Below are 23,144 nucleotides of genomic sequence, written 5' to 3'. Positions count from 1 at the left end.
ACACATTTTGTCTTTTTAAACCAGACATTTGCCCTCATCAATCTTGATCATGAGTGTGAGTGTCTTTTTATATTTAGAGGAGGAATTGGAATTGACAATTGTTAAAACAAGTAATCTAGGTTTCCCGCGAATTGGTTTAAACAGAGAATGGAAAAAAGCACTTGAGTCTTATTGGAAAGGTCAAACTGACCGAGAAACCCTCTTAAGCACACTCGATGAACAATTTTTAGCCGCTATTAAAACTCAAATTGATCAACAAATTGACGTTGTTCCTTCTGGAGACTTTACCTTCTATGATCACGTGCTGGATACTGCCGTTATGTTCAATTGGATTCCAGAGCGCTTCCGCAGCTTGAAAGACCCGCTAGATACATACTTTGCGATAGCAAGAGGAACAAAAGATGCTGTCTCAAGTGAAATGACAAAATGGTTTAATACAAACTATCACTACATCGTTCCAGAATACGAAAAAAGCACAGAATTCAAACTCACACATAACAAACCGCTTGAAGCATACGAAAAGGTGAAAAAAGCGTTTGGTGTTGAAACAAAACCTGTCGTCCTTGGTCTTTATACATTTGTTTCTCTTTCTAAAGGCTATGAAGCCAATGAAGTGAAAGAGATTCAGCAGCGCCTAGTGCCGCTTTATACTCAGTTGTTAAAAGAGCTTGAAGAAGCCGGTGTAAAATGGGTTCAAATTGATGAGCCTGCTTTAGTCACAGCTTCAAGTGAAGACGTGAAAGCAGTAAAAGCCATCTATCAAACGATTAAAGAAGCTGTACCTGCCTTAAACGTTCTCCTTCAAACATACTTTGACTCAGTAGATGCCTATGAAGAGCTTGTCACGTATCCTGTTGAAGCCATCGGTCTTGATTTTGTCCATGATCAAGGACGAAACCTTGAACAAGTGAAAAAACACGGCTTCCCAAAAGATAAAATTTTAGCAGCCGGTATCATCGACGGCAGAAATATTTGGAGATCAGATCTAGGAGAAAGATTATCGTTTATTTCTGAAGTAATTGCTGACGTGCAGCCGAAAGAATTATGGCTACAGCCTTCAAGCAGCCTGCTACATGTACCAGTTGCAAAACATCCGAGCGAACAGCTTGAAGAAAAACTATTAAACGGACTTTCTTATGCCACTGAAAAGCTGGCTGAATTAACGCTATTAAAAGAAGGCTTATCAAAAGGAGCGGCTGCCATTGATGCAGACATCCATGCAGCAAATGAAGCACTTCTGACGTTAAAAGAATTCGCGAAAGGAACGAATGCGGACCTGACAGCAGAGCGCAACAGTCTTTCATCAAAAGATTTTAAACGTCCAGTTGCTTTTGAAGAACGACTACGCATTCAAAATGAATCTCTTGAACTGCCGCTTCTTCCAACCACAACAATCGGAAGCTTCCCTCAGTCAGCTGAGGTGCGCAGTGCTCGTCAAAAATGGCGCAAAAATGAGTGGACAGATGCAGAGTATGATGAATTTATTAAAAAAGAAACAAAAAGATGGATTGATATTCAAGAAGAGATTGGCCTAGATGTACTCGTTCATGGAGAATTTGAACGTACAGACATGGTTGAATACTTCGGTGAAAAACTCGCTGGATTTGCCTTTACAAAATTCGCTTGGGTTCAATCTTATGGATCACGCTGCGTGAAGCCGCCGATCATTTATGGAGATGTAGAATTTACAGAGCCAATGACAGTGAAAGAGACGGTTTACGCTCAAAGCTTAACAGAGAAAAAAGTCAAAGGAATGCTGACAGGGCCTGTCACGATCTTAAACTGGTCTTTCCCAAGAACAGATATCTCTCGTAAAGACATTGCCTTCCAAATCGCTTTTGCTTTACGTAAAGAGGTAGAAGCGTTAGAAGCAGCGGGTATTCAAGTGATTCAAGTGGATGAACCTGCGCTAAGAGAAGGTCTTCCTTTAAAAGAGAGTGATTGGGCAGCATACTTAAACTGGGCAGCAGAGTCATTCCGTCTATCGACATCGTCTGTTCAAAATGAAACGCAAATTCATACACATATGTGCTACAGCAATTTCGAGGATATTGTTGATACGATTGAAGACCTTGATGCAGACGTGATTACGATTGAACATTCACGCAGTCATGGCGGGTTCCTCGATTATTTAGAAAAACACCCGTATTTGAAAGGCCTTGGACTTGGGGTATATGACATCCACAGCCCGCGCGTTCCAGCTGTTGAAGAAATGAGTAAAATCATTGATGATGCACTGAACGTCTGTCCGACAGATCGCTTCTGGGTCAACCCTGACTGTGGACTGAAAACAAGACAAGAACCTGAAACCATTGCTGCTTTGAAAAACATGGTGACAGCTGCTGAAGTCGCTCGTAAAAAGCTAGCGCAGCACGCATAATGGACTTACTCTTCCCCTGCTGAACATTTGGCAGGGGTTTTTATGCGTAAATTGTCCTGTTCGATCTCCTCCTACAATGATTCCTTTTCTATCATGATTCGTTTATACTAGAGAAGTCAGTCGAACAAAGGGAGGAAGACAATGAATCACGAAGCTTTTTTACAACGCGCAATTGATCTTGCAGTAGAAGGAGTAAATAGTGGCACAGGCGGCCCTTTTGGAGCGGTCATTGTCAAAGACGGTCAGATTATTGCAGAGGGAAGCAACAATGTCACAACGAGTAATGATCCAACCGCACATGCAGAAGTGACAGCCATTCGAAAGGCGTGCCAAACACTACATACATACCAATTAGAAGACTGTATTTTGTATACAAGCTGTGAGCCTTGTCCAATGTGTCTTGGTGCTATCTATTGGGCTAGACCAAAGGCCGTATATTTTGCCGCTGGACACAAGGATGCAGCGACTTCTGGTTTTGATGACTCCTTTATTTATGAAGAAATCAACAAAGAATACGAATCAAGAAACATTCCATTTTACCAGCTGCCCCTTCAAAAAGCCCTTGCTCCATTTGAAGCATGGGACACATACGACAAAAAGAAAGAATATTAAAAAAAGACACCTGCTCCACAGCAGGTGTCAGTAGATTGTTGACAAAGGGCTAAATTTTAGCCCTTTTTTCTTTTCATTATTCCGCCACTTCAAGCTCTACTTCGATGTTTCCTCTTGTTGCTTTTGAATATGGACAGAATTCATGTGCAGCCTCAACAAGCTCTTTCGCTTTGTCATGGTCAAGCCCTTTAGCGGAAACAATCAGCTTCACGCCAAGTTTAAAACCGCCATCACTTTCATCTTTTAATAGACTGACATGTCCTTCTACTTCTGATTCAATTTCGACACCTTGCTTCTTGGCGACTTGTTCAAGCGCCCCTCCGAAGCAGGCCGCATAACCCGCTGCAAATAATTGCTCAGGATTCGTACCAGTTTCTCCATCTTTCTTTGCGTTTGGCATCACAATGTTGTGGTCAAGCACACCATCATCAGAACGAACATGTCCTGCTCTTCCGTGCTGTGCTTTTACTTTTGCAGTAAATAATGGTTTCATCTTGATCTCCTCCTTCTTCTACTTATACCTTTCACGTTCTATTCGTTGCTCAAACATTTATGGCACATTGAAGAATTTTTCATTTTTAGTCTGTATTTATTTTAAAAAGGAAGAAAATCTTATACAATGATAAGTATGACAAAAAATAGTTGGTGACAGATATGACAAATGAATTTGAACATATGAAGCTGGAAAATCAGCTTTGTTTCTTGTTATATGCAAGTTCAAGAGAAATGACGAAGCAGTATAAACCATTATTAGAAGAGTTAAATATCACATACCCGCAATATTTGGCACTGCTTTTGTTATGGGAGCATGGGACATTAAATGTGAAAACAATGGGAGAGCTTTTATATTTAGACTCCGGTACACTCACACCTATGCTAAAACGAATGGAACAAAATGGACTCATCATCCGCGAACGTTCGAAAGAGGATGAGCGTTCGGTCCAAATTCGTTTAACAGAATACGGAGAAGCTTTACAAGAGAAGGCCACTTCGATTCCATTTCAAATGCTGTCTGGAACAGGCAGATCAGAAGAAGAGCTGAAAACACTTCGCGCTTCTTTACATGAGCTTTTGCAAAAATTAACACAATCAAAAGGCTGAGGGAATATTCCCTCAGCCTTTTTTTGATGTTTATTATTGAGCGACAGCTACTAATTCTACTTCAATGTTTCCTTGCGTTGCTTTTGAGTATGGGCAAACGCCGTGTGCTTTATGAACAAGTTCATCAAGTGCAGATTGCTCAATGCCAGTTCCTTTTACTTCTAATTTGACACCTAGTTTGAAACCGCCGTCTGAACTGTCTTTGACTAAGCTTACATGTGCCGTTACTTCACTTTCAAAACGGATACGCTCTTGTCTTGCTACCATTTGAAGGGCTGAATCAAAACATGCAGAATAGCCCGCTGCGAATAATTGCTCTGGATTCGTTGCTTTCTCAAGCTTTTTCGCTCTTGGCGTTCCTGGCATTGCTACATCATGCTCTAGTACACCATCTGTTGAAACAACCTTACCTTCTCTTCCTCCTACAGCTGATACCGTTGCAGTAAATAAAACTTCTGACATGAATATAACCCTCTTTCGCTCTATTAATATTTTCTACAATTGAATTGTACACAATCTAAATTCAAGAGTCAATGAAAAACACTCACTTTCATCTTTCCTCCATTTTTTATTTTTATGAATGTACATCGCACGATGATGGAACCAATCAAGGCAATAAAAAAAAGCCCTTTAAAAAGGGCTTTTTAGATCGTGATATGCTGCGGATTCGGTTTTTCTAGCGTATGGTTTCTGTTATCGGGGTCGGCATTAGGTGATGTGATCCATAATGCCAAGATCGTGATGCTTGTACAGACGACTGCCCATTTTTTAAAATTCATATAAACAATCCCCTCTCTGAATATAGATACGAGCATGTTCCGCTTCCCCATAGAACATGGAAGATTTTTCATAATCCTCCATTTCATTATAATACTTTGCGGTGTCTAAAGCCAGCTCTTCTATATCTGGATATGCATAGGAAGATTCTAAAAAATGGAAAATTCGTTTAATATGCTCTGCATCTTGTCGTAAGTACAACGCTTCTAAAAAAATGGTCTTCTGAATATGAATGTCATCCTGCAGAGCTTCTGCTCGTTTCATACATTCTTCTCTGTAATATAATGCTTCATTGTTTTTACCTTGTTTGTATAAGATCTGAGCGGCTGTATAAAGAGGGTCTATCGATCGACGAAGATGATCAGATTGGTTTTGATCAAATAATGAGATGGATTCTTTCATTAAGTCGAGTGCGCGGTTCAAGTCTCCCATTCTGTAATAGCTGTTGCCCATATTAAACAAAGAAGAAGCAATAAAACGCACATTCTGAAAGTCTCTTGACCTTGCAAGTGCTCTTTCGAGATGTGGCAATGCCTTTTCATGCCTTCTCATATCATCATAATTACCGGCTACAATAAATTCACACTGAATGGTACGAAGCGCATATAGTTCGTGCTGAATATAGACATCCAGCGCTAGTTTGGCATGGTGCATCGAAATGTGTGTTTGTTTCATGTGATAATATATTTCTGACATTTTAAAATGAAATTCTGCACGTTCAATATCGTCGGATACAAAAGAAAGCTTGTGCTCTGCCTTTTGATAGGACGATATGGCAGCAATGTACTCTCTCCGGCCGAACTCATACATGCCTCTGAAGAAATGATAGTAATATTCAAGCATGCCTGTGACATGCGTTTGATGCTCATCTATTTCTTTCGAAAGCTCGGAAAAGTTGGCGCGAAGCTTTCCTTCCTTTAATGGCTTTAAATAATCGAGCATGACCTCATGCCTGAATTCCATTAAAGAAAAATAGAGAAGCAAATTCTGATCTTCTTCCATTGAATCAAGAGAGGTGCGAATTTCCTGCTTTAACTGTTCTGCTTGTTCTGAATCAAATCTGCGGATTAATTCATACCACTTGTTGATTTTCACTCCAATATCCGAAGAGGGAATGATTTTCGCCATACGTTGCCTTCTCCAATCTTCTCAAAATATAAAACATTACCATATTTTATCATACTTGACCGGAGAAATACAAAAATGAAAGGAAAAAGAGAGCCTTGTGCGATAAGACTCTCTTTTTGGAGTGGTTATTCTCTTATTTGTCCTTGACCACGAATGACAAATTTTTCAGAGGTTAAGGCTGGCAGACCCATTGGTCCTCTAGCATGCAATTTTTGTGTGCTAATGCCGATTTCCGCTCCGTAGCCAAATTCAAAGCCATCTGTAAACCGGGTAGATGCATTATGATACACAGCGGCTGCGTCAACGGCTGTTAAGAAAAGTGCCGCATGCTGCTCGTTTTCCGTAATGATCGCTTCAGAATGCTTAGAGCTATACATTTGAATATGCTGTATCGCCTCTTCCATGGTCTTGACGGTTTTAATACTGACAATCGGCGCTAAAAATTCCGTTTCAAAATCAGTGGCCTTAGCTAATGTGGCACTCGGTGCAAGTGCACATACTGCTTCATCGCCCCGTATCTCTACACCATGTGTCTGAAGTGCTTCAAAGAGCGAAGCGCCATGTTCTTTTGCCCATGTTTCATGAATGACAATGCTCTCAATGGCATTACAAACAGATGGTCTTTGTGTTTTCGCATTCAGAACAATTTGTTCAGCCATTTCTTTTTGGGCTGTTTCATCAATGTAAATATGACAATTCCCTGCACCCGTCTCAAGTACTGGAACAGTAGACTCTCTCACAACAAGATCAATTAAATGTTTCCCACCGCGTGGAATAAGGACATCTAGATAGTCATTTAAAGTGAACAGGGTTTTAGCTGTCTCACGGCCTGTATCTTCAATCAATTGTACACTGTCTACGGGAATATCCGTTGGTTGCAGCGCTTCGTGAATGACTTTCACAATCGCTTTATTACTATGAATGGCCGATGAACTTCCTCGAAGAATCACAGCATTTCCAGTTTTCAAGCAAAGAGTGGCCGCATCGACTGTCACGTTTGGTCTTGCTTCGTAAATCATCCCAACCGTTCCAAGAGGCACACGTACTTTTTCAATGAAAAGCCCGTTTTCTTTTTGAATGGTCTCTAATGTTTCACCAATTGGGTCTTTGAGCTGAATGAGTTGATGCGTAGCGTCTGCAATCGCTTCAATTCTCTCTTCTGTTAATGTAATTCTGTCGATCACAGATGGCGTGAACTCTTTGTCTATAGCCGCCTGAACATCTTTTTGGTTCTCGGCAATTAAATACGCTGAAGATGCTTTTAATGCTTTTGCAATAGCGTCTAATGCAGCATTCTTTTGTTCAGTTGTTTTTAATAGCAGCTGATCTTTGGCTGCGCTTGCCTTTTTTGCTTTTTCTAGAACTTCATTCATCGTTTTCCCTCCTCAGTTTTGTACGTGCTGAACCCAGTGATCTCGGTGAATGACTTCAGGTTTTTCATAAGAAAGCTCCTGACTTCGCATCCCTTTAATGCCAAGAAGCTCATCAGAATCATACAATGTTTGCCCTTTACCGACTAACCCGTTTGGACCAACAACTTCGACGACCTCTCCTTTAGAAAATTCACCAGCTACATCAATGACACCAGCTGGAAGAAGACTCCTTCCATTATGCAAAATCGCCGCCTCTGCCCCCGCATCAATCATGATCTTCCCAGAGACTGGTGAGTGGAATTGAATCCATTGGCGACGGTTATTGACTGATGATAAGTCTTGTTCACCAATATATGTGCCGTCCCCTTGACCAGCGAGAATGTGAAGAAGCTTGTCTTCCCCTGTACCTGTGCCAATGAAGACTTTAACGCCAAGGGAGAGAGCTGTTTGTGCAGCTGAAAGCTTAGATTTCATTCCGCCTGTTCCAACCTTTGAACCCGTACTCTTCGCATATGAGAACAATTCATCTGAAATGTGAGTCAGCACATCAAACCGCTTCGCATCAGGATTCTCACTTGGATTGGCATCATAAATTCCGTTGATATCTGTTAAAATGATCAATTGGTCTGCATGAATTAAGCCACTGACCAGTGCTGATAACATGTCATTATCACCAAAGGTAAGCTCCTCGATGGACACAGAATCATTTTCATTAATGATCGGTAAAATTTTTCTTTCGAGCAGTTCCATCATCGTTGCGTAAGCATTTCGATATCTTGTACGATCTGAAAAGTCATTACGTGTTAAAAGCATTTGTGCAGGCGTCATCTGAAACTGTGAAAATAGTTCTGTATATTTCTGCATTAACAAGCCTTGACCAACAGCAGCAGCAGCCTGCTTCCCTTTTAAGGTCACAGGTCTTGACGGATATCCTAAACTGCCAAATCCCGCCGCAACGGCACCTGACGAAATGAGAATGATTTCATGCCCTGCCTCTTTTAGCTTTGCGATGGCTTTGACATGATCCTGCATTTTTTGTTCATCAATGGCTCCCTTTTGCTCTGTTAATGAACTGCTACCAATTTTTATGACGATCCTTTGCTTTTTCATCATTGATTCCCTCCGCTATACCTTTCACCACATAAAAAATCCCTTTTTCTCCTTATGTAAAGGACGAAAAAGGGATTTTCCGTGGTACCACCTTCATTGAATAAGCACACGTCTGCTTATTCCACTCAACTCCTGTAACGCCAGGCATGCGCTTAGATTTTTCCTCTAAGGCTCAAAGGGTAGGTTCAGCAGCTGTCTGCGGCAAATGTTTCAGCATGTCATTTGCTCTCTTTTACACAGCAGGTCCTGCTTACTATTCCTTCTCAACGCTCGTTAATTTTTTTATATTATCACCAATTGCTTCAGAAAAGTCAAGCGGTCAATTAAACACAATCGTTTTATTCTCATGGACAATGATTCGATCTTCCAGATGCCATTTGACAGCTCGGGCAAGCACGCTGCGCTCAATCGTGCGGCCAATATTTTTTAATGCCTCTGTATCATCTCTATGATCTACCCGCTCAATATCCTGTTCAATGATTGGCCCTTCGTCTAAATCATTTGTCACGTAATGAGAAGTCGCACCAATCAGTTTAACCCCTCGCTCATATGCACGCTTGTAAGGGTTAGCCCCTATAAAAGCCGGCAGGAAGGAATGATGAATATTAATGATTTTGTTCGGGTGCTGTTCGATAAAGGCTGGCGTCAAAATTTGCATGTATCTAGCAAGCACAACCGCATCAATATCATATTCTTCTAATAAGGCAAGCTGTTGTTTTTCTGCATCTTGGCGAATGTCTTTATTTGCTTTCACGAAGTGGAATGGAATGCCGAGTGCTTCGACTGTATCCTTTGCCGTTTCATGATTGCTGATGACAACCGCTATTTCAGCCATTAAATTACCGCTTTGCCATTCCCATAAAAGTTCATGTAAACAATGAAGCTCTTTGGACACAAAGATTGCCAGCTTTTTTAGATCACTTGCACGCGACATGCTCCATGTCATGTGAAATGATTGCGCAATTGGCTCAAAACTGCTTTTCAATTGATCTAAGTTGGCAGAAATGTCTTTCCAATCAAATTCAATTCTTAAAAAGAACCGGCCGCTCTCATGATCTGTTGTGTATTGACTAGATTCAATGATGTTTGCTCCATGTTCAAATAAAAAAGTAGAAACAGCTGACACAATACCAGGCTGATCCGGGCAGCTGACTAAAAGCCTTCCTTTTTGCTCATGCTTTTGTCTGTGTAATTCAAGTTTCTCTGTAATCAATGTTCTCATGTCTTATGACCTCATTTACGTTTTTCATTCTAATGAAATATTATACTGGACTGGAAACAGAAAAAGCAATTAAGTGGCGTATTTTTTATTGAATATTCATTCAATTCTGCACCTGGCGTGATATAATATGAATAGACCTTTTATCACAAAAGGAGTGATGGAGATGAAAAGCATGACTTTGTTTGGTAAAGTGAGCTTTTGGCTCGGCATCGTATGTCTAATCACGGGCATTTATCTATTTATGACCGGAGAAAGACTCATTCCTTTACTTACATTTGGTGTATGTTTTCTGCTTGTGAGTCAACTTTACCGCAAAAATGAAAACGATTCCAATCATCATTCGATGTAGCAAAAAGGCTGGCACATGTTTGCCAGCCTTTTCTTATTCAATGATTTTCAACCCGACCGCTGCCGATAAAATCAGTGCGATAAAGAAAATACGTTTTGCGTCTTTCGACTCACCATAAAACAACATCCCAACAATCGCTCCTCCAGCTGCTCCGATTCCTGTCCAAATCGCATACGCCGTTCCCATCGGAATTGTATTCATCGCAAGAGACAGCATCAGAAAGGAAAGCGAAAATCCAGCTGCTATGAAGAAAATCCATTTGACATGGCGATCTTTCTGGAATTGATTCATCATGGTGACACAAAGCATTTCTAAGATGCCTGCCCCAATGAGTAAAAGCCAGCTCACGATTCAGCCTCCCCTTTCTTTTCACCTGTGGTCAATTTGAGTCCTAATACACCGCTTAAAAGCACCATGATCAAAAGTAATTTTACTAGCTGTACCGGCTCACCCATGACCATCCCTACTATGACCGTACCGGCTGTTCCAAGTCCGGTGAAAACGGCGTAAAGTGTGCCAACTGGAAGTACCGTCGTGGCTTTTAGGAGTAAATAAAAGCTGACGACAATACAAACGATGGTTGCGCTCCATTCCAATATAGAGCCAGCATATTTCAACCCCATTACCCAGCCGACTTCAAATACGGCTGCAATCAAAACATTTCCCCATTTCATTCGATCTCTTCCTTTCTTACCGATTCCAAGCAATAAAAAAAGCCCGGAAATCGATCGTTTGATCAAATCTCCCGGGCTTTTATCCCTCCGTGTCCATACGGTCTATTGTCTAGACCCTATGTGTTTTCTCTCGGTCCAGACTGCGCTGCCCGCACGGAACCCTAGAAAACCAATTCATGATAATCAGATCTAGCATACAGCCGATTCTGTATGAAAAAGTGTATCACACCCTGATATGCCGGTCTACCACTTTGCTTTTTCCCTTCAAATATACTTGTTCATTTTTCGAAAGAAAGTGGATGAAAGCGAAGTATACTAAATGTTAGAAAGAGGAACGACCACATCACTGATATAATAAAACAAGAGGTGGATCAAATGATGATGACCGACGAACAAAAACACGAATTTTATCAAGCACTTGTTGATAAAAATCCGCAATATGACGGCACGTTTTTTGCTGGTATTAAAACAACCGGCATCTTCTGCCATGCCACGTGCACTGCTAGAAAACCAAAATATGAGAACTGCGAGTTTTTCTTTACAGCAGAGGAGGCACTGCTTGCAGGGTATCGGCCGTGTAAGCGATGCACGCCTTTAACATATCCTAACAGCATTCCAGAAGAAGTCAAAACACTTGTATCAGCAGTTGAAGAGAGTCCTGAGAAACGGTGGAAAGAAGAAGATTTTCGCCAATTAGGGATTCACTCTGCAACAGCTCGGAGAAAATTCAAAGAAATCTATGGAATGACCTTTGTTCAATATGCTAGATCACGCCGAATGGGGCTAGCGTTTAAAGAGATTCTGAACGGAAAAAAAGTCATTGATCAGCAAGTCACCTTCGGTTATGAGTCTTCCAGTGCCTTCAATGATGCCTTTACGAAAATCATGGGAAATCCTCCCAAAAAGGCGCAAGTCAATATTTTGCATGCGAATTTTATTTCCACTCCGATTGGGCGGATGATGAGCATTTCAGATGCAACCCATGTGTATTTGCTTGAATTTATGGACAGACGAGGATTAGAAAGAGAAATTGAGAACATCAGAAAAAAACATCATGCCCGTATTTTAGTTGGAGAAACAAACGTCCATCAGCAATTAGCAAAGGAATTGGCCTTATATTTTGAAAAGAAACTCACGCAGTTTACTGTGCCACTTGCAATACATGGCACCCCTTTTCAGAAAAAGGTATGGGATCTTCTCTTACAGATTCCGTCAGGCGAAACGAGATCGTATCGAGATCTTGCCATCATGCTTGGCGATCCCCATTTGGTTCGGGCAGTTGGAAATGCAAATGGTGCCAATCAGTTGGCCATCATCATTCCTTGTCACCGAGTCATTCAAACAAACGGTGAACTTGGCGGATATGGCGGGGGAATCGAACGAAAGAAATATTTACTTCAGTTAGAACAAAAGAAAAAGCGGCTCTCCTTATGATTCAAGCGAGCCGCTTTTTCCGTCACGAGTAACACTGTAAACATCAATCATTTGATCCCATTTTGAAATGGTTTTTTCTTTTTTCATCCCCATTTTCATTGCGACCTTGACTGACGCTTCATTGTCAGGGCGAATTAAGCTGACCATTCGCCTCACCTTCATATCGTCAAAACCATACGCAAGACAGCCTTTTGCAGCCTCAACAGCATATCCTTTTCCCCATGCCGATCTCTTTAGCATATAGCCAATTTCAAGCTCTGTTTGTCCTTCGACATTTTGGAGAACAATTCCGCTTTGTCCAAGTGGTTCTTTCGTTTCTTTTTCTTCAATGATCCACAGGGATGTATGGTACGTGCGGTCATTCTTTTGATTCCAAGCAATCCACTCTTTTGTCTGCTTTTCATCCTTTAGTGAAGGATAATACTTCATGACCTCTTCATCTTGGAATAGCTTTTCATATAAAAAAGATGCATCGTGTTCATCCATTGTTCTCAGTCTGAGACGCTCTGTTTCGAGCACGATCCGTGTTTGATGTGTCATTTGTTATCCTCCTTGCTTACTTGCTAAAAATATCTCCGAACAACCCATTTGAATCTGGGGCAAAGTAATGGAACCCCGCACCCGTTAAACTAGCAGCTAATGCGGTCCACATGATTAAACTGACCGTCATCCACACAGTGACTTGTTTTCTTTTCGTACCGAAGCTCATACACATAAAAGCCGCTAAATGACTGCCAATGATAAAAGGACCGATAAGTGCCAAACCAGGGAGACCATACCGTTCCCAAACCTTTCTGGCTTTCAGCTGTTTTTTCTCTCCTTTTTCATCATGTTTCTCCTCTTTCCTCTTCAGCCACCACGCTTTAAATCGGTCCACGAAGACGATGAGTAGCAAGACGGTAAGAAAGTTGCCGACGAATCCAATAACTGCCGTTGTCACAGGATGCAGACCACTTAAAATCCCCAGCGGAACGACACCAACCACTTCAAAGAAAGGTAAAGCAGCCAATATAAAAACGAGTACATACCCCCATACAATATCCAATTACAGAACCCCTTTTCATTTTTGTCCTCTTCTCATTGTAAAGAAAAATGTGATCCCATATCTACATTTTTTTAGAAAAAGAAAAGCACATCGCAAGTGATGTGCTCCAGATTGTTGACAAAGGGCTAAAATGAACTTGATTTTAGCCCTTTGTCTTCTTTTCACCCTGATAGAAAACCTTTGCAGTCTAGGAAGGACGAGCACCGAAGCGCAGGACTGACAAAGAATGCGAGGGTTTGTCTACACGCTGAAGCACATCGCAAGTGATGTGCTCTATCTACATTAAATGTTCATTTTTCTTGTTTGTTTTCTGTAAAAAAGCGATTGTGAGCAAGACTAAAATCACAATGGATACCAGACTTGTGAAAAGAAGCATGAGAGGTGATGTCCATCCAAGCCATTCGAATAGGAGTTGCGGTCCAAAGAAGATCAACGGAATGAGCGACATCATATTCGCCTTTAATATAGCATTCAATAAGACAATACACAGCAGCAACAGAACAATGACGCCCCATCTTTGGCTCGAGGTCAGCACAAGTAAAGGAGTACCAAGTTTTTGGTCCAATAATTTCACTGTGATCAAGGCTGTCATCTGAAAAACACCTAATATCCAAAAGTAAAAGAATGCCCTCTTGCTTGTTTGAAAGGCAGAAGCTCTAAACATCACAATGGTCATGACCACATTGGCCACTATGATGAGCGGATAACCAATGAGTGCATACCAAGAATACGATAAACTTTGACTGATGGCATCTGCTAACATCATGTAAAAAAGAGATCCAATTAAAAAAGCACTGACAAACGGAACCCAGTCTTTATGATTTCTAGAGAGCTCTTTCGCTAGCTCGTCAGCAAAGCCCCGTGGATCTCCGCCAAATACATCTTCCCCTGTTTTCCCATCTTTCTCAGCTTCGACAGCGTGTGTCGTTAATTCATCCATCACTTCGTCGATCTCGTCCTGATTTTTCCCTTTTGATATGAGATAGAGTTGCAGCTCTAATAAGATGTGTCTCGTTTCTTTTGTTACCATCTTCTCACTTCCCTTTATGTAATAATCGCTCTACATTCCCTGACAGCTCATTCCATCGCATGGTAAAATCCGTCAGCGCTTCTTCACCTCTTTGTGTGAGCGTATAGTATTTCCTTTTCGGCCCACTCGCCGATGCTTTTGTGGACGTACTGACCAGCTGTTCTTTTTGCATGCGCAGCAAGATCGGATAAATACTGCCTTCACTAATTTGATCAAACCCATAGTGAGCAAGCTTCTTTGTCATTTCATAGCCATAAATTTCACCTTCAGAAATAATCGACAGCAGGCATCCCTCTAAAATTCCTTTTAGCATTTGTGTTGATTGTGTCATCATCGATCCTCCGCTTTCAGTACCTTGCATGACAAGATAGTTTGATCTTACCACACACTATCTTGCCATGCAAGATACCGACTCAAAAAAAAATCACCGCTTAAAGGGTGATTTTTACGCCCAAGGCTTATCCGTCCCAAGTGCGTCAGCCAAAGCTTTACTATGCTTCCGGCGGCTTTTTCTTTCCTCTGCCCGCTGCTTCGCTGTTTGATGAAGCATGATTTCTTCATCTGTTTCCGGCATGACTTGTGGAACTCGTTTTGGCTTCCCGTTTTCATCCAGCGAGACAAAGGTAAGAAATGAAGTTGCTGCGAGTCTGCGTTCTCCAGACATCAAGTTTTCCTTAATGACTTTGACGAATACTTCCATAGAAGATGTGCCGACCCATGTCACATAAGATTCTAAGCAGACGGACTCTTTCTGTCCAATCGGCTCTAAAAAATCAACTGAATCCATTGATGCGGTGACTGTTTCACTACGGCTGTGTCTTGCTGCCGAGATGGAAGCAATGTCATCTATATAACTCATTAATTTCCCGCCAAATAACGTTTGGTGGTTATTCGTATCGAGGGGGAATACCCTGCTGGTTTTCACAACTTTTGATTCCTTGCAGTATTTGAAATTTTCTTCACTCATCGTCATAGCTCCTTCTTGCTGTTTTCGTTGATGCGGAACGACTTTTATTAAACACTATTCTATTAGGTTTGTCTAAACTTTTTGCTTTAGTCTCTCATGAGAGATTTTCTTTCGGAAATGTTTCAACATTTACTAGAAGGAGGAATAATATAACTATCGATAAACAAGGAGGCCCTTTGATGGATTCTATGAAATCAGAGAAAGTGTATAAAACGCCGCAATGTATGAGTGAATATGATGATTTACAAGAAGTCCTCTTATGCAGTCCAATTTATATGGAAATTAAACAGATCATCAATGAAACCCAAAAGCATTTTGCAAGAGAAAATATTTCTCAAATCAAAGCCCTCACGCAGCATAAGCAATTCATCCAAACGCTGAAAAACCATCATGTCCGGCCTGTCCTTCTTCCTGCAAATGAACGATTCCCTGAACAAGTCTTCACTCGGGATATTGGATTTACAATTGGACAGACTTTATTTGTTTCAAACATGGCAGCCCCTGTCAGACAAGGAGAAGAACATTCCTTAAAAGAATGGGCACAGACAAAAGGATGGACAACCATCACGCTGGATGATGGAACGATTGAAGGCGGCGATGTGCTTGTAGACCAAACACGGGTATTTGTGGGGATCAGCAAAAGAACAAATCTAGCCGCCATCCAGCAACTCAAAAAAGAATTGCCGAATCACGACATCATTCCTATTCATCTTCCTTCTCACATTTTGCATCTTGATTGTGTGATGAATATTCTTACTCATCATGAGATCTTAATTTACCCTGAAGCTTTTACGGAAAAGGATCTTCATATGCTCAAAAAGCATTATGATCTCATTGAAATAAGTGAGCAAGAGCAGTTCACACTTGGACCAAATGTGTTGTCCATTGGTCAGAAAAAAGTCATCAGCTTACCAATCAACCAAGAAACAAATGCTGCATTAACAGCACGCGGCTACACCGTCATTGAAGTGGATTTTTCAGAAATCATTAAATCAGGCGGCTCTTTTAGATGCTGTACATTACCTATTAGGCGTTCATAAAAACCAAAAAGCCAGCTTGTTTTACTCGCTGGCTTTTTAAACGCTTGTCTTCTTCCCTCTATCTATTTCCTATCATATAAATGACAGGCCACTTCATGTCCTTCTTCGACTGCTTGTAATACTGGCTTTTTGTCCGCACATACATCCATTGCAGCAGGACATCTTGTCCGAAATACGCAGCCGCTTGGCGGATTCACTGGACTTGGAATTTCTCCCTTTAAAATAAACCGCTTGCGTTTATCTTCCACATCAGGATCTGGAATCGGGATAGCAGACAGCAATGCTTGTGTATATGGATGAAGCGGTGTTTTATATAAAGCATCACTGCTCGTCATCTCCACGAGATGTCCTAAGTACATGACACCAATTCGATCGCTGATATATTTGACCATCGATAAATCATGGGCAATAAATAAAAACGTCAATCCTTCTTCTTTTTGCAGTTTTTTCAGCAAATTCACGACCTGAGCTTGAACGGATACATCTAGTGCAGAAATCGGCTCATCTGCCACAATAAACTTTGGCGATAAGGCGAGTGCTCTAGCAATCCCTATTCTTTGCCTCTGTCCTCCGCTGAATTCGTGAGGATAGCGTGTAGCAAAATCATGACTTAGCCCCACCGCTTCAAGCAGTTCCTTCACACGCTCGAGCCTTTTTTTTTGACTGCCATACAATTGGTGGATCTCCATCGGTTCTAGCATAATATCTTTTACAGAGAGCCTAGGATTTAAAGAAGAATACGGATCTTGAAACACCATTTGAATTTGCCTATTGAAATCAAATGATTCTCGGTTCGATAAGTGATGGAGACTTTTCCCTTCATACAAAGCTTCACCTTCTGTCGGGTCATAAAGCCGCATGAGTACTTTTCCAAGTGTAGATTTACCGCAGCCTGACTCACCAACAAGACCAAAGGTTTCGCCTTGTTTCAGCTGAAAGGTGACACCATCTAATGCTTTTAACGTTCTTCCTTTCGATAGATGAAAATGCTTTTTTAAGTTGTTGACTTGCAGAAGTGGTTCACTTCCCATCACATCTCCCCCTCTCAGCTTTCAAATACCGCCTTGTTCCTGCCCATTCCTGTTCATATGAAGTACCAGCAAGAGTAAGAAGTTCAATCTGTCTGCCCGTTTTAGGCGAATGAAGCATCATGCCATCTCCAGCATACATCCCTACATGGCGAACAGCTCCTTTCCCATTGTCATTGGCAAAAAACATGAGATCACCTGGCGCCAAATGGTTTGATGCGACTGGGGTTCCTTGAACTGCTTGATCACTTGCGTCTCTCGGTAATAAACATCCACACGCTTTGTACATACTGTAAACAAAACCCGAACAGTCGTAGCCATAGCTGCTCATGCCGCCCCACAAATATGACAGTCCAATAAATTGTTTTCCTATGGCTAAGGCATCCTTACCGCTCATAGAAGAAGGTGATGAAGCACGGCGCACATCTTCTTTTTTGATTTCTCTTCTTCCTACTGGAGTCAGAACATCAAAGGAATCGCTCATTTCTTCAACAGGTGCTAGTTCTGTTAAAAAACTAACCTCCATATCCGGTGTTCCGTTTTGATATAAAACCGCTTTTTTCTGACAAACAATCAAGGGACTAGCAGGTGGTTCACTCTCTGATACTTCATTTAATTGCTCTACTGGTATATAACCTGGATAGCCTTGCGGGTGTTTCCGGCTTGCCTGCTGCGGGATGACAACTTTCATCCAGCCATCTGTCTCCTCCACCCCAATGACTCGTTCGCCAAGCAGTACTTGGGTTTGAATAAGGTTTTCTTCACATAAGGCCAATTTCTGTTCATATGTTTGCTGATCAATCCATTCTTTGATCTGGACGGAGCTTTGAAGAACGTGTCGATCCATTTCTCTCGGCGACTGCGGTGCTGTCCATATATTTGCGACTGGAACCTTTGATTCATATAACATCATAAGACCCCTTTCACTCTTTGAATGCCTAACCCATGATGCGGCGGAAAGAGAATATCTTTTCCTTGATAGATAATTCCTCCGTCTATTAAGTCCTCTTTGAGCATAAGCGGCGCATCAAAATCATAACGGGTAATATTCGGCTGGCTTGCAGCAAGATGAGCGGCTGCGGTAATCCCTAGTTTTGATTCGATCATACTGCCAACCATGCACTTGACGCCGTATGCTTCTGCTAAACTATTGATTTTCAGCGCTTTTTTGATACCGCCTGTTTTCATTAATTTTAAGTTGATGAGATCACAGCTTCTCGTTTCTAACACCTTGATGGCATCATGGAGGCTAAAAATACTTTCATCTGCCATAATCAATGTGTCTGTTGCTTCCGTCACCCGGCGCAGACCATCGATGTCTTCTTTAGGCACTGGCTGCTCGACTAGTTCAATATCGAATGCCTCCATTTTTCGAATGGCCACAACCGCTTCCTTCCATGTCCAGCCTTGGTTGGCGTCAAGCCTGATTTGAATATCCGGCCCGACTTTTTCTCGAATCCGTTTGATCCGCTGAATATCCGTCTCTATATCATCTTTTCCCACTTTGATCTTTAAGGTACGAAAGCCTTCAGCTGCATATTGCTTCGCATCCTCTGCCATTTCTAGCGGACGGTTGACACTGACCGTATAATCCGTTTCCAGCTGATCACGATAACCACCAAGATATTGATAAAGCGGCAGGCCAGCCTGCTTCGCTAAACCATCGTAAATCGCCATATCTATTGCAGCCTTTGCACTCGTGTTTCCTACAAGTACACGGTCGATCGCTGAAAAGATTTGTTCATATTGTGACAATGAGGCCCCAATCAAGATCGGCCTCATCACAGCGCAAATAGCATAGTCGATGCTTTCCAGTGTTTCACCTGTAATGACCGATGTCGGCACTGCCTCTCCATAGCTGACATCACCTTGATCATAGGTGATGATCACAATAAGAGATGCGGCGTCATACACCGTTCTTAATGCTGTTTTGAAAGGCTTCTTTAGCGGTACATTCTTTCTGCATGTGCGAACATCTACGATTTTCATTTGATCGCCTCTTTCGCTGCAACACCTGGGGAAATATGAAGTTTTTTCCCTGTAGCATCTAATGTTGCGTGCACGCCGATTGGAATGGCGAAGTTTGGAGATGAATGACCGATCCGAAAACCACCAAGTGCAGGTTTCTGTTGCGGAACAATATACGTCTCCCATAACTGATCGAGCGTTAACGACTGCTCTTTCTTTTTCGGCTCACATTGATGAAAATCACCAATGATAAATCCAGCCGCATCACGTAATTTTCCTGCAGAGGCTAGGTGCTGCATCATTCGATCGATTTTATATGGTTCTTCGTCAATATCTTCTATCAATAAAAGCTTCCCCTTTGTATCAATTTCAAAAGGTGTACCAAGTGTCGTGACAATAAGGGCAAGATTTCCTCCGGTGATTTCGCCTGAAGCCGTGCCATGATAAAAAGTGTGAAGAGGTGACAGGTGGTTCGTATACGAAATGGCTTTCGGAGTGAATAGCTGTAAAAAGGTATCCTTTGTATACGGATGAACCTCCTCAAGTCCCACATCAGAGGAGAGCATTGGACCATGAAAGGTCACAAGACCCGTCTGCTGCTGAATCGCTGTATGTAAAAACGTAATATCACTGTATCCCCAAAAAATTTTGGGGTTCCGGCGAATGAGGTCATAATCAATGGCTTCTGCAATTCTTCCTGTTCCGTATCCTCCGCAAGCACAAATCACTGCCTTCACGTCTGGATCTTGAAACATGTGATGAATATCTTCCACTCGTTCATGATCATGACCTGCTAAATAACCATACCGGGAGTCGATATACTTCCCCTTTTTCACCTTTAGCCCTAAGCTTTCTAAAAAAGAAATACCTCTTGCTAATTTCAGCTCATCAGGCGGGCTTGCTGGTGCAATGATTCCCACTGTATCTCCTGTTTGAAGTGCCACTGGCAGATGGTTCATGCCAATCCCCTCTTTCTCTTCGTTTCTTTCAATCTATGGGCATCTTCTTCATAACATGAACGAATAAAGGAACAGACGCTTTTTTCAAAGCGTCCCAGATTGTTGACAAAGGGTTAAAATGAACTTTATTTTAACCCTTTGTCTTCTTTTCAGCGTGATAGAAAACCTTTGCAGCCCTAGGAAGGACGAGCATCGGCGCGGAGCGAATTTGACATTCGTGAGCACCGAAGCGCAGGACTGACACCGAATGCGAGGGTTTGTCTACACGCTGAGACGCTTTTTTCAAAGCGTCCCGTTCTCTCATTTTTTCATTTACTCTCCATCTACCTGTGCCCATTTCAAATCAATGTAACCAACAGGATGACGGACAATGCCCTTTACGCCTTCTTTTTGTAAATAGACTTGGTTATAAAAATGAATGGGAATGATCGGTGCTTCTTCCATCAGAAGTGCCTCGGCATCATGCAACATACGATTTCTCTTTTGTTCACCTGCTTCTTGACTCGCCTTTTTGATCAGCTGATCATACGTATCGTTTGACCAACCTGTCCGGTTCATCGCATTTCCTGTTTGGAAGCTCTCTAAGAAATTGATTGGGTCTGCATAGTCAGCTAGAAATGAACTTTGCGAGAATTGGAATTTGAGTGCCTTTTGATCTTCTGCAAACACATTTGCTTCCATGTTCGCAAGCTTCACATCTACCCCTAGCGCTTCTTTTAATTGCTGCTGAATGGCTTCTGCTTTTTTCTTATTTTCAGGCTTTGTACTATATGTTAATGTGACGGGCGGCAGCTTTGAATAGTTTTCTTCTTTCAACCCTTTTTCTAATAGTTTTACAGCTTCACTCGTATCATGTTTGACAAGATCGCCGCCAGCTTCTCTGAAATCTTCACCCTTTGAATCTAAAATTCCTGGTGAAACGAAGGCACGTGCTGGCTTCTCTTCATTTTTCGTCACGTACTCTACAATATCCTGAGGATTGATCGCCATTTGAAAGGCTTTGCGAATGTTCTTATTTTGAAAAGGCTCCATGTTGACATTTAGGCGATAAAAAAACAGCCCTGCTTGATCTTCAATTTGCACATCTTTGCTTTTTAACAGGTCTTCACTTTGTTCTGCCGGAACGAAGGCCGTATCTAAATCTCCTGATTGATACATTTGGTAATCTGTGTTTCGGTCACTAATCATGAGCCATTTCACTTGATCTAGCTTGACCGTTTGTTTGTCCCAATACGTGTCACTTTTTTCCATTGTAAAGCTTTCATCATGCTTCCACTCTGTCAGCTTAAACGGTCCATTACCGACAAAGGTTTTCGCATCCTTGGCCCAGTTCGGGTCCTTCTCCGCTACCTTCTCATTCACCGGGAAAAAGGCAGGGTTTGCGGTCATATTTAAGAAAGATTTCTGCGGGTATGCTAGCTTGACCTCTAGCGTTTGATCATTAACAGCCTTGACTTTTACATCTTCTTTCTTCCCTTTTCCGCTGTTAAACGCTTCGCCCCCTTCAATCATATAAGCTAAGAATGCCGCAGAAGAGCCCGTCTTTGGATCTAGCAGCCGCTTCCACGCATATTCAAAGTCACTTGCTTTGACTGGATCACCATTTGACCACTTAATCCCATCCCTTAAATGGAACGTGTACGTTTTTCCGTCCTTTGAGATGTCCCATTTTTCCGCCATGGCAGCAGATGGTTCGTGCTTTTCATTCAGTCTCGTTAATCCTTCCATTAAGTTATTGAGCCCTTGCCAGGACACATTATTAAAACCAATGGGCGGATCAAATGATGTCGGTTCGTTTTCATTATTTAATGTTAAAACTTTCTCTTCGCCCTTGCTTGAAGATCCTTTGCCTGCTTGCTCATTGGCTGTACATCCTGCAAGCAGCATCACTGCGATAAAGCACATACTGAGAATCCAACCTGTTTTTCTCATGAAAAACTCCCCCTTTGTGTTGAAGATAAAACCGTTTGCTTCGCTCGTTCATCTTGAAGCCAGCAATGTACTGCATGTGTAGGTGAACGCTGCGTTTCATGCGGCATGATATGATCACACACTTTCATCGCAGACGGGCATCGATCGGTATATGGACATCCTTTTGGCGGGGCAAATAAATCAGGCGGGCTTCCTTCAATAGGAATGAGTTCATCTTTCATATCCAGCCTTGGAACGGATTGCAGTAGCCCTTTTGTATAGGGATGCTGCGGACTGTAAAAGATATCTCGCCTTGTCCCAACTTCAACGATTTTCCCCCCGTACATGACGGCCACTCGATCAGCGACTTGTGCTACGACCCCTAGGTCATGTGTGATTAAAATAATCGTCACGCCTGTTTTTTTCTGAATCTCCTTAAATAGTTCTAAAATCTGCGCCTGTATGGTGACATCTAGTGCAGTTGTCGGTTCATCTGCAATCAGCACCTTCGGCTCACAAATAAGAGCCATTGCAATCATGAGCCGCTGCCTCATGCCACCGCTGAATTGATGCGGATATTGCTTCAGTCTCTCTTTCGGCTGCGGTATCCCCACCAAGTCAAGCATACGAAGCGCCTCTTCTTTCACTTCTTTTTTTGTCAGCTTCTGATGCACTTTTGCAGCTTCCATCAGCTGATCCCCAATTGTTAGCGTCGGGTTGAGTGCCGTCATAGGATCTTGAAAAATCATGGAGATATCGACACCACGGATGCTGCGCATGTCTTTTTCAGATAATGACAGCAAGTTGCGATCACGAAACCAAATTTCCCCTTGATCGACTTGTGCGCTGTATGCAGGGAGAAGCCGCATGATACTTTGAGACGTCACACTTTTTCCGCAGCCTGATTCTCCTACAATGGCGAGGGTTTCTTTTTCATACACATCCACATTCACCCCGCGTACCGCTTGAACAGAACCGCCATATGTCCGAAAGCTAACATGCAGATCGATAATCCGAAGCATTTTTTTCATCACGC

General features: G+C 42.1%; 26 protein-coding genes, 1 riboswitch and 1 other annotated feature. Of the genes, 6 read left to right on the top strand and 20 right to left on the bottom strand.

The window, feature by feature from the left end; translation table 11 throughout:
- Positions 1-91 precede the first annotated feature (91 nt).
- Positions 92-2,380, top strand: a complete 2,289-nt coding sequence (gene metE / locus V7L95_RS13195) for a 5-methyltetrahydropteroyltriglutamate--homocysteine S-methyltransferase (RefSeq protein ID WP_076821825.1) — start codon at positions 92-94, stop codon at positions 2,378-2,380.
- A gap of 141 nt (positions 2,381-2,521) precedes the next feature.
- Positions 2,522-2,992, top strand: a complete 471-nt coding sequence (locus V7L95_RS13190; protein WP_135226801.1) for a nucleoside deaminase — start codon at positions 2,522-2,524, stop codon at positions 2,990-2,992.
- Between the two features lie 76 nt (positions 2,993-3,068).
- On the opposite strand, the gene V7L95_RS13185 is transcribed toward V7L95_RS13190, so the two are convergent.
- The gene (locus V7L95_RS13185) at positions 3,069-3,485 is read right to left on the bottom strand and encodes an organic hydroperoxide resistance protein (RefSeq protein ID WP_046343356.1); all 417 of its coding nucleotides are present in this window, start codon (positions 3,483-3,485) and stop codon (positions 3,069-3,071) included.
- 161 nt (positions 3,486-3,646) lie between these two features.
- Between V7L95_RS13185 and V7L95_RS13180 the strand changes: the two genes are divergently transcribed.
- Complete coding sequence (locus V7L95_RS13180; protein WP_008346188.1) at positions 3,647-4,093, top strand: MarR family transcriptional regulator; 447 nt, start codon at positions 3,647-3,649, stop codon at positions 4,091-4,093.
- Positions 4,094-4,126: 33 nt separating this feature from the next.
- Here the strand turns inward: V7L95_RS13180 and V7L95_RS13175 are convergent, their stop codons facing one another.
- From V7L95_RS13175 to purU, 6 genes are all read right to left on the bottom strand, one after another.
- On the bottom strand, positions 4,127-4,555 hold the full coding sequence (locus V7L95_RS13175; protein ID WP_017367099.1) for an organic hydroperoxide resistance protein: 429 nt from the start codon (positions 4,553-4,555) through the stop codon (positions 4,127-4,129).
- Between the two features lie 182 nt (positions 4,556-4,737).
- A complete protein-coding gene (locus tag V7L95_RS13170; protein WP_008346190.1) occupies positions 4,738-4,872 on the bottom strand; it encodes a hypothetical protein in 135 nt (44 codons plus the stop codon).
- Positions 4,862-5,998, bottom strand: a complete 1,137-nt coding sequence (locus tag V7L95_RS13165; protein WP_008346192.1) for a tetratricopeptide repeat protein — start codon at positions 5,996-5,998, stop codon at positions 4,862-4,864. The genes V7L95_RS13170 and V7L95_RS13165 overlap by 11 nt, the downstream gene beginning before the upstream one ends.
- A gap of 125 nt (positions 5,999-6,123) precedes the next feature.
- Positions 6,124-7,371, bottom strand: a complete 1,248-nt coding sequence (locus V7L95_RS13160) for a glutamate-5-semialdehyde dehydrogenase (RefSeq protein ID WP_017359123.1) — start codon at positions 7,369-7,371, stop codon at positions 6,124-6,126.
- Between the two features lie 12 nt (positions 7,372-7,383).
- Positions 7,384-8,481, bottom strand: a complete 1,098-nt coding sequence (proB, locus tag V7L95_RS13155; protein ID WP_025207224.1) for a glutamate 5-kinase — start codon at positions 8,479-8,481, stop codon at positions 7,384-7,386.
- A 56-nt stretch (positions 8,482-8,537) separates the two neighbouring features.
- Positions 8,538-8,757 (bottom strand) — a binding site (T-box leader).
- A 43-nt stretch (positions 8,758-8,800) separates the two neighbouring features.
- On the bottom strand, positions 8,801-9,703 hold the full coding sequence (gene purU, locus V7L95_RS13150; RefSeq protein WP_138825629.1) for a formyltetrahydrofolate deformylase: 903 nt from the start codon (positions 9,701-9,703) through the stop codon (positions 8,801-8,803).
- A 163-nt stretch (positions 9,704-9,866) separates the two neighbouring features.
- Between purU and V7L95_RS13145 the strand changes: the two genes are divergently transcribed.
- Positions 9,867-10,052, top strand: coding sequence for a hypothetical protein (locus tag V7L95_RS13145; protein WP_024719622.1), 186 nt, complete (start codon positions 9,867-9,869; stop codon positions 10,050-10,052).
- A gap of 33 nt (positions 10,053-10,085) precedes the next feature.
- On the opposite strand, the gene V7L95_RS13140 is transcribed toward V7L95_RS13145, so the two are convergent.
- The gene (locus V7L95_RS13140; protein WP_017367096.1) at positions 10,086-10,400 is read right to left on the bottom strand and encodes a multidrug efflux SMR transporter; all 315 of its coding nucleotides are present in this window, start codon (positions 10,398-10,400) and stop codon (positions 10,086-10,088) included.
- Positions 10,397-10,726: a multidrug efflux SMR transporter gene (locus V7L95_RS13135; RefSeq protein WP_024719620.1), complete on the bottom strand. Its 330-nt coding sequence runs from the start codon at positions 10,724-10,726 to the stop codon at positions 10,397-10,399. Before V7L95_RS13135 ends, V7L95_RS13140 begins: the two co-directional genes overlap by 4 nt.
- 66 nt (positions 10,727-10,792) lie before the next feature.
- Positions 10,793-10,902, bottom strand: a riboswitch (guanidine-I (ykkC/yxkD leader).
- 199 nt (positions 10,903-11,101) lie between these two features.
- Here V7L95_RS13135 and V7L95_RS13130 point away from each other — a divergent pair.
- The gene (locus V7L95_RS13130) at positions 11,102-12,160 is read left to right on the top strand and encodes a trifunctional transcriptional activator/DNA repair protein Ada/methylated-DNA--[protein]-cysteine S-methyltransferase (protein ID WP_048002073.1); all 1,059 of its coding nucleotides are present in this window, start codon (positions 11,102-11,104) and stop codon (positions 12,158-12,160) included.
- Here the strand turns inward: V7L95_RS13130 and V7L95_RS13125 are convergent.
- From V7L95_RS13125 to V7L95_RS13105, 5 genes are all read right to left on the bottom strand, one after another.
- The gene (locus tag V7L95_RS13125; protein ID WP_048002074.1) at positions 12,155-12,700 is read right to left on the bottom strand and encodes a GNAT family N-acetyltransferase; all 546 of its coding nucleotides are present in this window, start codon (positions 12,698-12,700) and stop codon (positions 12,155-12,157) included. The genes V7L95_RS13130 and V7L95_RS13125 overlap by 6 nt on opposite strands.
- 16 nt (positions 12,701-12,716) lie before the next feature.
- A complete protein-coding gene (locus V7L95_RS13120) occupies positions 12,717-13,205 on the bottom strand; it encodes a small multi-drug export protein (protein WP_007498817.1) in 489 nt (162 codons plus the stop codon).
- Positions 13,206-13,482: 277 nt separating this feature from the next.
- Positions 13,483-14,235 (bottom strand): NADH dehydrogenase, encoded by a 753-nt coding sequence (locus V7L95_RS13115; protein ID WP_050827194.1) that lies wholly within the window; start codon positions 14,233-14,235, stop codon positions 13,483-13,485.
- 4 nt (positions 14,236-14,239) lie between these two features.
- A complete protein-coding gene (locus V7L95_RS13110; RefSeq protein ID WP_019743451.1) occupies positions 14,240-14,566 on the bottom strand; it encodes a PadR family transcriptional regulator in 327 nt (108 codons plus the stop codon).
- A 114-nt stretch (positions 14,567-14,680) separates the two neighbouring features.
- The gene (locus tag V7L95_RS13105; protein ID WP_048001636.1) at positions 14,681-15,202 is read right to left on the bottom strand and encodes an acyl-CoA thioesterase; all 522 of its coding nucleotides are present in this window, start codon (positions 15,200-15,202) and stop codon (positions 14,681-14,683) included.
- Between the two features lie 179 nt (positions 15,203-15,381).
- Here V7L95_RS13105 and V7L95_RS13100 point away from each other — a divergent pair, with 179 nt between their 5' ends.
- Positions 15,382-16,242 carry a dimethylarginine dimethylaminohydrolase family protein gene (locus V7L95_RS13100; RefSeq protein ID WP_079920510.1) on the top strand — a complete coding sequence of 287 codons (861 nt, stop codon included), beginning with the start codon at positions 15,382-15,384 and terminating at the stop codon, positions 16,240-16,242.
- 62 nt (positions 16,243-16,304) lie between these two features.
- Here V7L95_RS13100 and V7L95_RS13095 read toward each other — a convergent pair whose 3' ends face one another.
- The 6 genes from V7L95_RS13095 to V7L95_RS13070 form a co-directional block, all read right to left on the bottom strand.
- Positions 16,305-17,273: an oligopeptide/dipeptide ABC transporter ATP-binding protein gene (locus V7L95_RS13095; protein WP_008346217.1), complete on the bottom strand. Its 969-nt coding sequence runs from the start codon at positions 17,271-17,273 to the stop codon at positions 16,305-16,307.
- Complete coding sequence (locus tag V7L95_RS13090) at positions 17,263-18,180, bottom strand: NlpC/P60 family protein (protein ID WP_340966744.1); 918 nt, start codon at positions 18,178-18,180, stop codon at positions 17,263-17,265. The genes V7L95_RS13095 and V7L95_RS13090 overlap by 11 nt, the downstream gene beginning before the upstream one ends.
- The gene (locus V7L95_RS13085; RefSeq protein WP_144625958.1) at positions 18,180-19,259 is read right to left on the bottom strand and encodes a dipeptide epimerase; all 1,080 of its coding nucleotides are present in this window, start codon (positions 19,257-19,259) and stop codon (positions 18,180-18,182) included. Before V7L95_RS13085 ends, V7L95_RS13090 begins: the two co-directional genes overlap by 1 nt.
- Entirely contained in the window at positions 19,256-20,197 is a 942-nt protein-coding gene (locus tag V7L95_RS13080) for an LD-carboxypeptidase (protein WP_060832268.1), read from the bottom strand. Before V7L95_RS13080 ends, V7L95_RS13085 begins: the two co-directional genes overlap by 4 nt.
- A gap of 312 nt (positions 20,198-20,509) precedes the next feature.
- Entirely contained in the window at positions 20,510-22,129 is a 1,620-nt protein-coding gene (locus V7L95_RS13075) for a peptide ABC transporter substrate-binding protein (RefSeq protein WP_025207217.1), read from the bottom strand.
- Positions 22,126-23,139, bottom strand: coding sequence for an ABC transporter ATP-binding protein (locus V7L95_RS13070; RefSeq protein WP_007498841.1), 1,014 nt, complete (start codon positions 23,137-23,139; stop codon positions 22,126-22,128). Before V7L95_RS13070 ends, V7L95_RS13075 begins: the two co-directional genes overlap by 4 nt.
- Positions 23,140-23,144 lie beyond the last annotated feature (5 nt).

It is taken from the genome of Bacillus sp. PPSBB_11, assembly GCF_038023285.1.
Lineage (GTDB): Bacteria > Bacillota > Bacilli > Bacillales > Bacillaceae > Bacillus > Bacillus altitudinis.
This window is presented reverse-complemented; position numbering and strand designations above follow the sequence as displayed.

Bases quoted from the DNA above. Each gene is read 5' to 3' on its own strand.
- V7L95_RS13100 (WP_079920510.1), top strand. From the start codon at position 15,382: ATGGATTCTATGAAATCAGAGAAAGTGTATAAAACGCCGCAATGTATG.
- V7L95_RS13095 (WP_008346217.1), bottom strand. From the start codon at position 17,273: ATGGGAAGTGAACCACTTCTGCAAGTCAACAACTTAAAAAAGCATTTT.
- V7L95_RS13185 (WP_046343356.1), bottom strand. From the start codon at position 3,485: ATGAAACCATTATTTACTGCAAAAGTAAAAGCACAGCACGGAAGAGCA.
- V7L95_RS13160 (WP_017359123.1), bottom strand. From the start codon at position 7,371: ATGAATGAAGTTCTAGAAAAAGCAAAAAAGGCAAGCGCAGCCAAAGAT.
- V7L95_RS13070 (WP_007498841.1), bottom strand. From the start codon at position 23,139: ATGAAAAAAATGCTTCGGATTATCGATCTGCATGTTAGCTTTCGGACA.
- V7L95_RS13130 (WP_048002073.1), top strand. From the start codon at position 11,102: ATGATGATGACCGACGAACAAAAACACGAATTTTATCAAGCACTTGTT.
- V7L95_RS13105 (WP_048001636.1), bottom strand. From the start codon at position 15,202: ATGAGTGAAGAAAATTTCAAATACTGCAAGGAATCAAAAGTTGTGAAA.
- V7L95_RS13115 (WP_050827194.1), bottom strand. From the start codon at position 14,235: ATGGTAACAAAAGAAACGAGACACATCTTATTAGAGCTGCAACTCTAT.
- V7L95_RS13110 (WP_019743451.1), bottom strand. From the start codon at position 14,566: ATGACACAATCAACACAAATGCTAAAAGGAATTTTAGAGGGATGCCTG.
- V7L95_RS13090 (WP_340966744.1), bottom strand. From the start codon at position 18,180: ATGTTATATGAATCAAAGGTTCCAGTCGCAAATATATGGACAGCACCG.
- V7L95_RS13180 (WP_008346188.1), top strand. From the start codon at position 3,647: ATGACAAATGAATTTGAACATATGAAGCTGGAAAATCAGCTTTGTTTC.
- V7L95_RS13165 (WP_008346192.1), bottom strand. From the start codon at position 5,998: ATGGCGAAAATCATTCCCTCTTCGGATATTGGAGTGAAAATCAACAAG.
- proB (WP_025207224.1), bottom strand. From the start codon at position 8,481: ATGAAAAAGCAAAGGATCGTCATAAAAATTGGTAGCAGTTCATTAACA.
- purU (WP_138825629.1), bottom strand. From the start codon at position 9,703: ATGAGAACATTGATTACAGAGAAACTTGAATTACACAGACAAAAGCAT.
- V7L95_RS13075 (WP_025207217.1), bottom strand. From the start codon at position 22,129: ATGAGAAAAACAGGTTGGATTCTCAGTATGTGCTTTATCGCAGTGATG.
- V7L95_RS13190 (WP_135226801.1), top strand. From the start codon at position 2,522: ATGAATCACGAAGCTTTTTTACAACGCGCAATTGATCTTGCAGTAGAA.
- V7L95_RS13175 (WP_017367099.1), bottom strand. From the start codon at position 4,555: ATGTCAGAAGTTTTATTTACTGCAACGGTATCAGCTGTAGGAGGAAGA.
- V7L95_RS13170 (WP_008346190.1), bottom strand. From the start codon at position 4,872: ATGAATTTTAAAAAATGGGCAGTCGTCTGTACAAGCATCACGATCTTG.
- V7L95_RS13085 (WP_144625958.1), bottom strand. From the start codon at position 19,259: ATGAAAATCGTAGATGTTCGCACATGCAGAAAGAATGTACCGCTAAAG.
- V7L95_RS13125 (WP_048002074.1), bottom strand. From the start codon at position 12,700: ATGACACATCAAACACGGATCGTGCTCGAAACAGAGCGTCTCAGACTG.
- V7L95_RS13145 (WP_024719622.1), top strand. From the start codon at position 9,867: ATGAAAAGCATGACTTTGTTTGGTAAAGTGAGCTTTTGGCTCGGCATC.
- V7L95_RS13135 (WP_024719620.1), bottom strand. From the start codon at position 10,726: ATGAAATGGGGAAATGTTTTGATTGCAGCCGTATTTGAAGTCGGCTGG.
- V7L95_RS13080 (WP_060832268.1), bottom strand. From the start codon at position 20,197: ATGAACCATCTGCCAGTGGCACTTCAAACAGGAGATACAGTGGGAATC.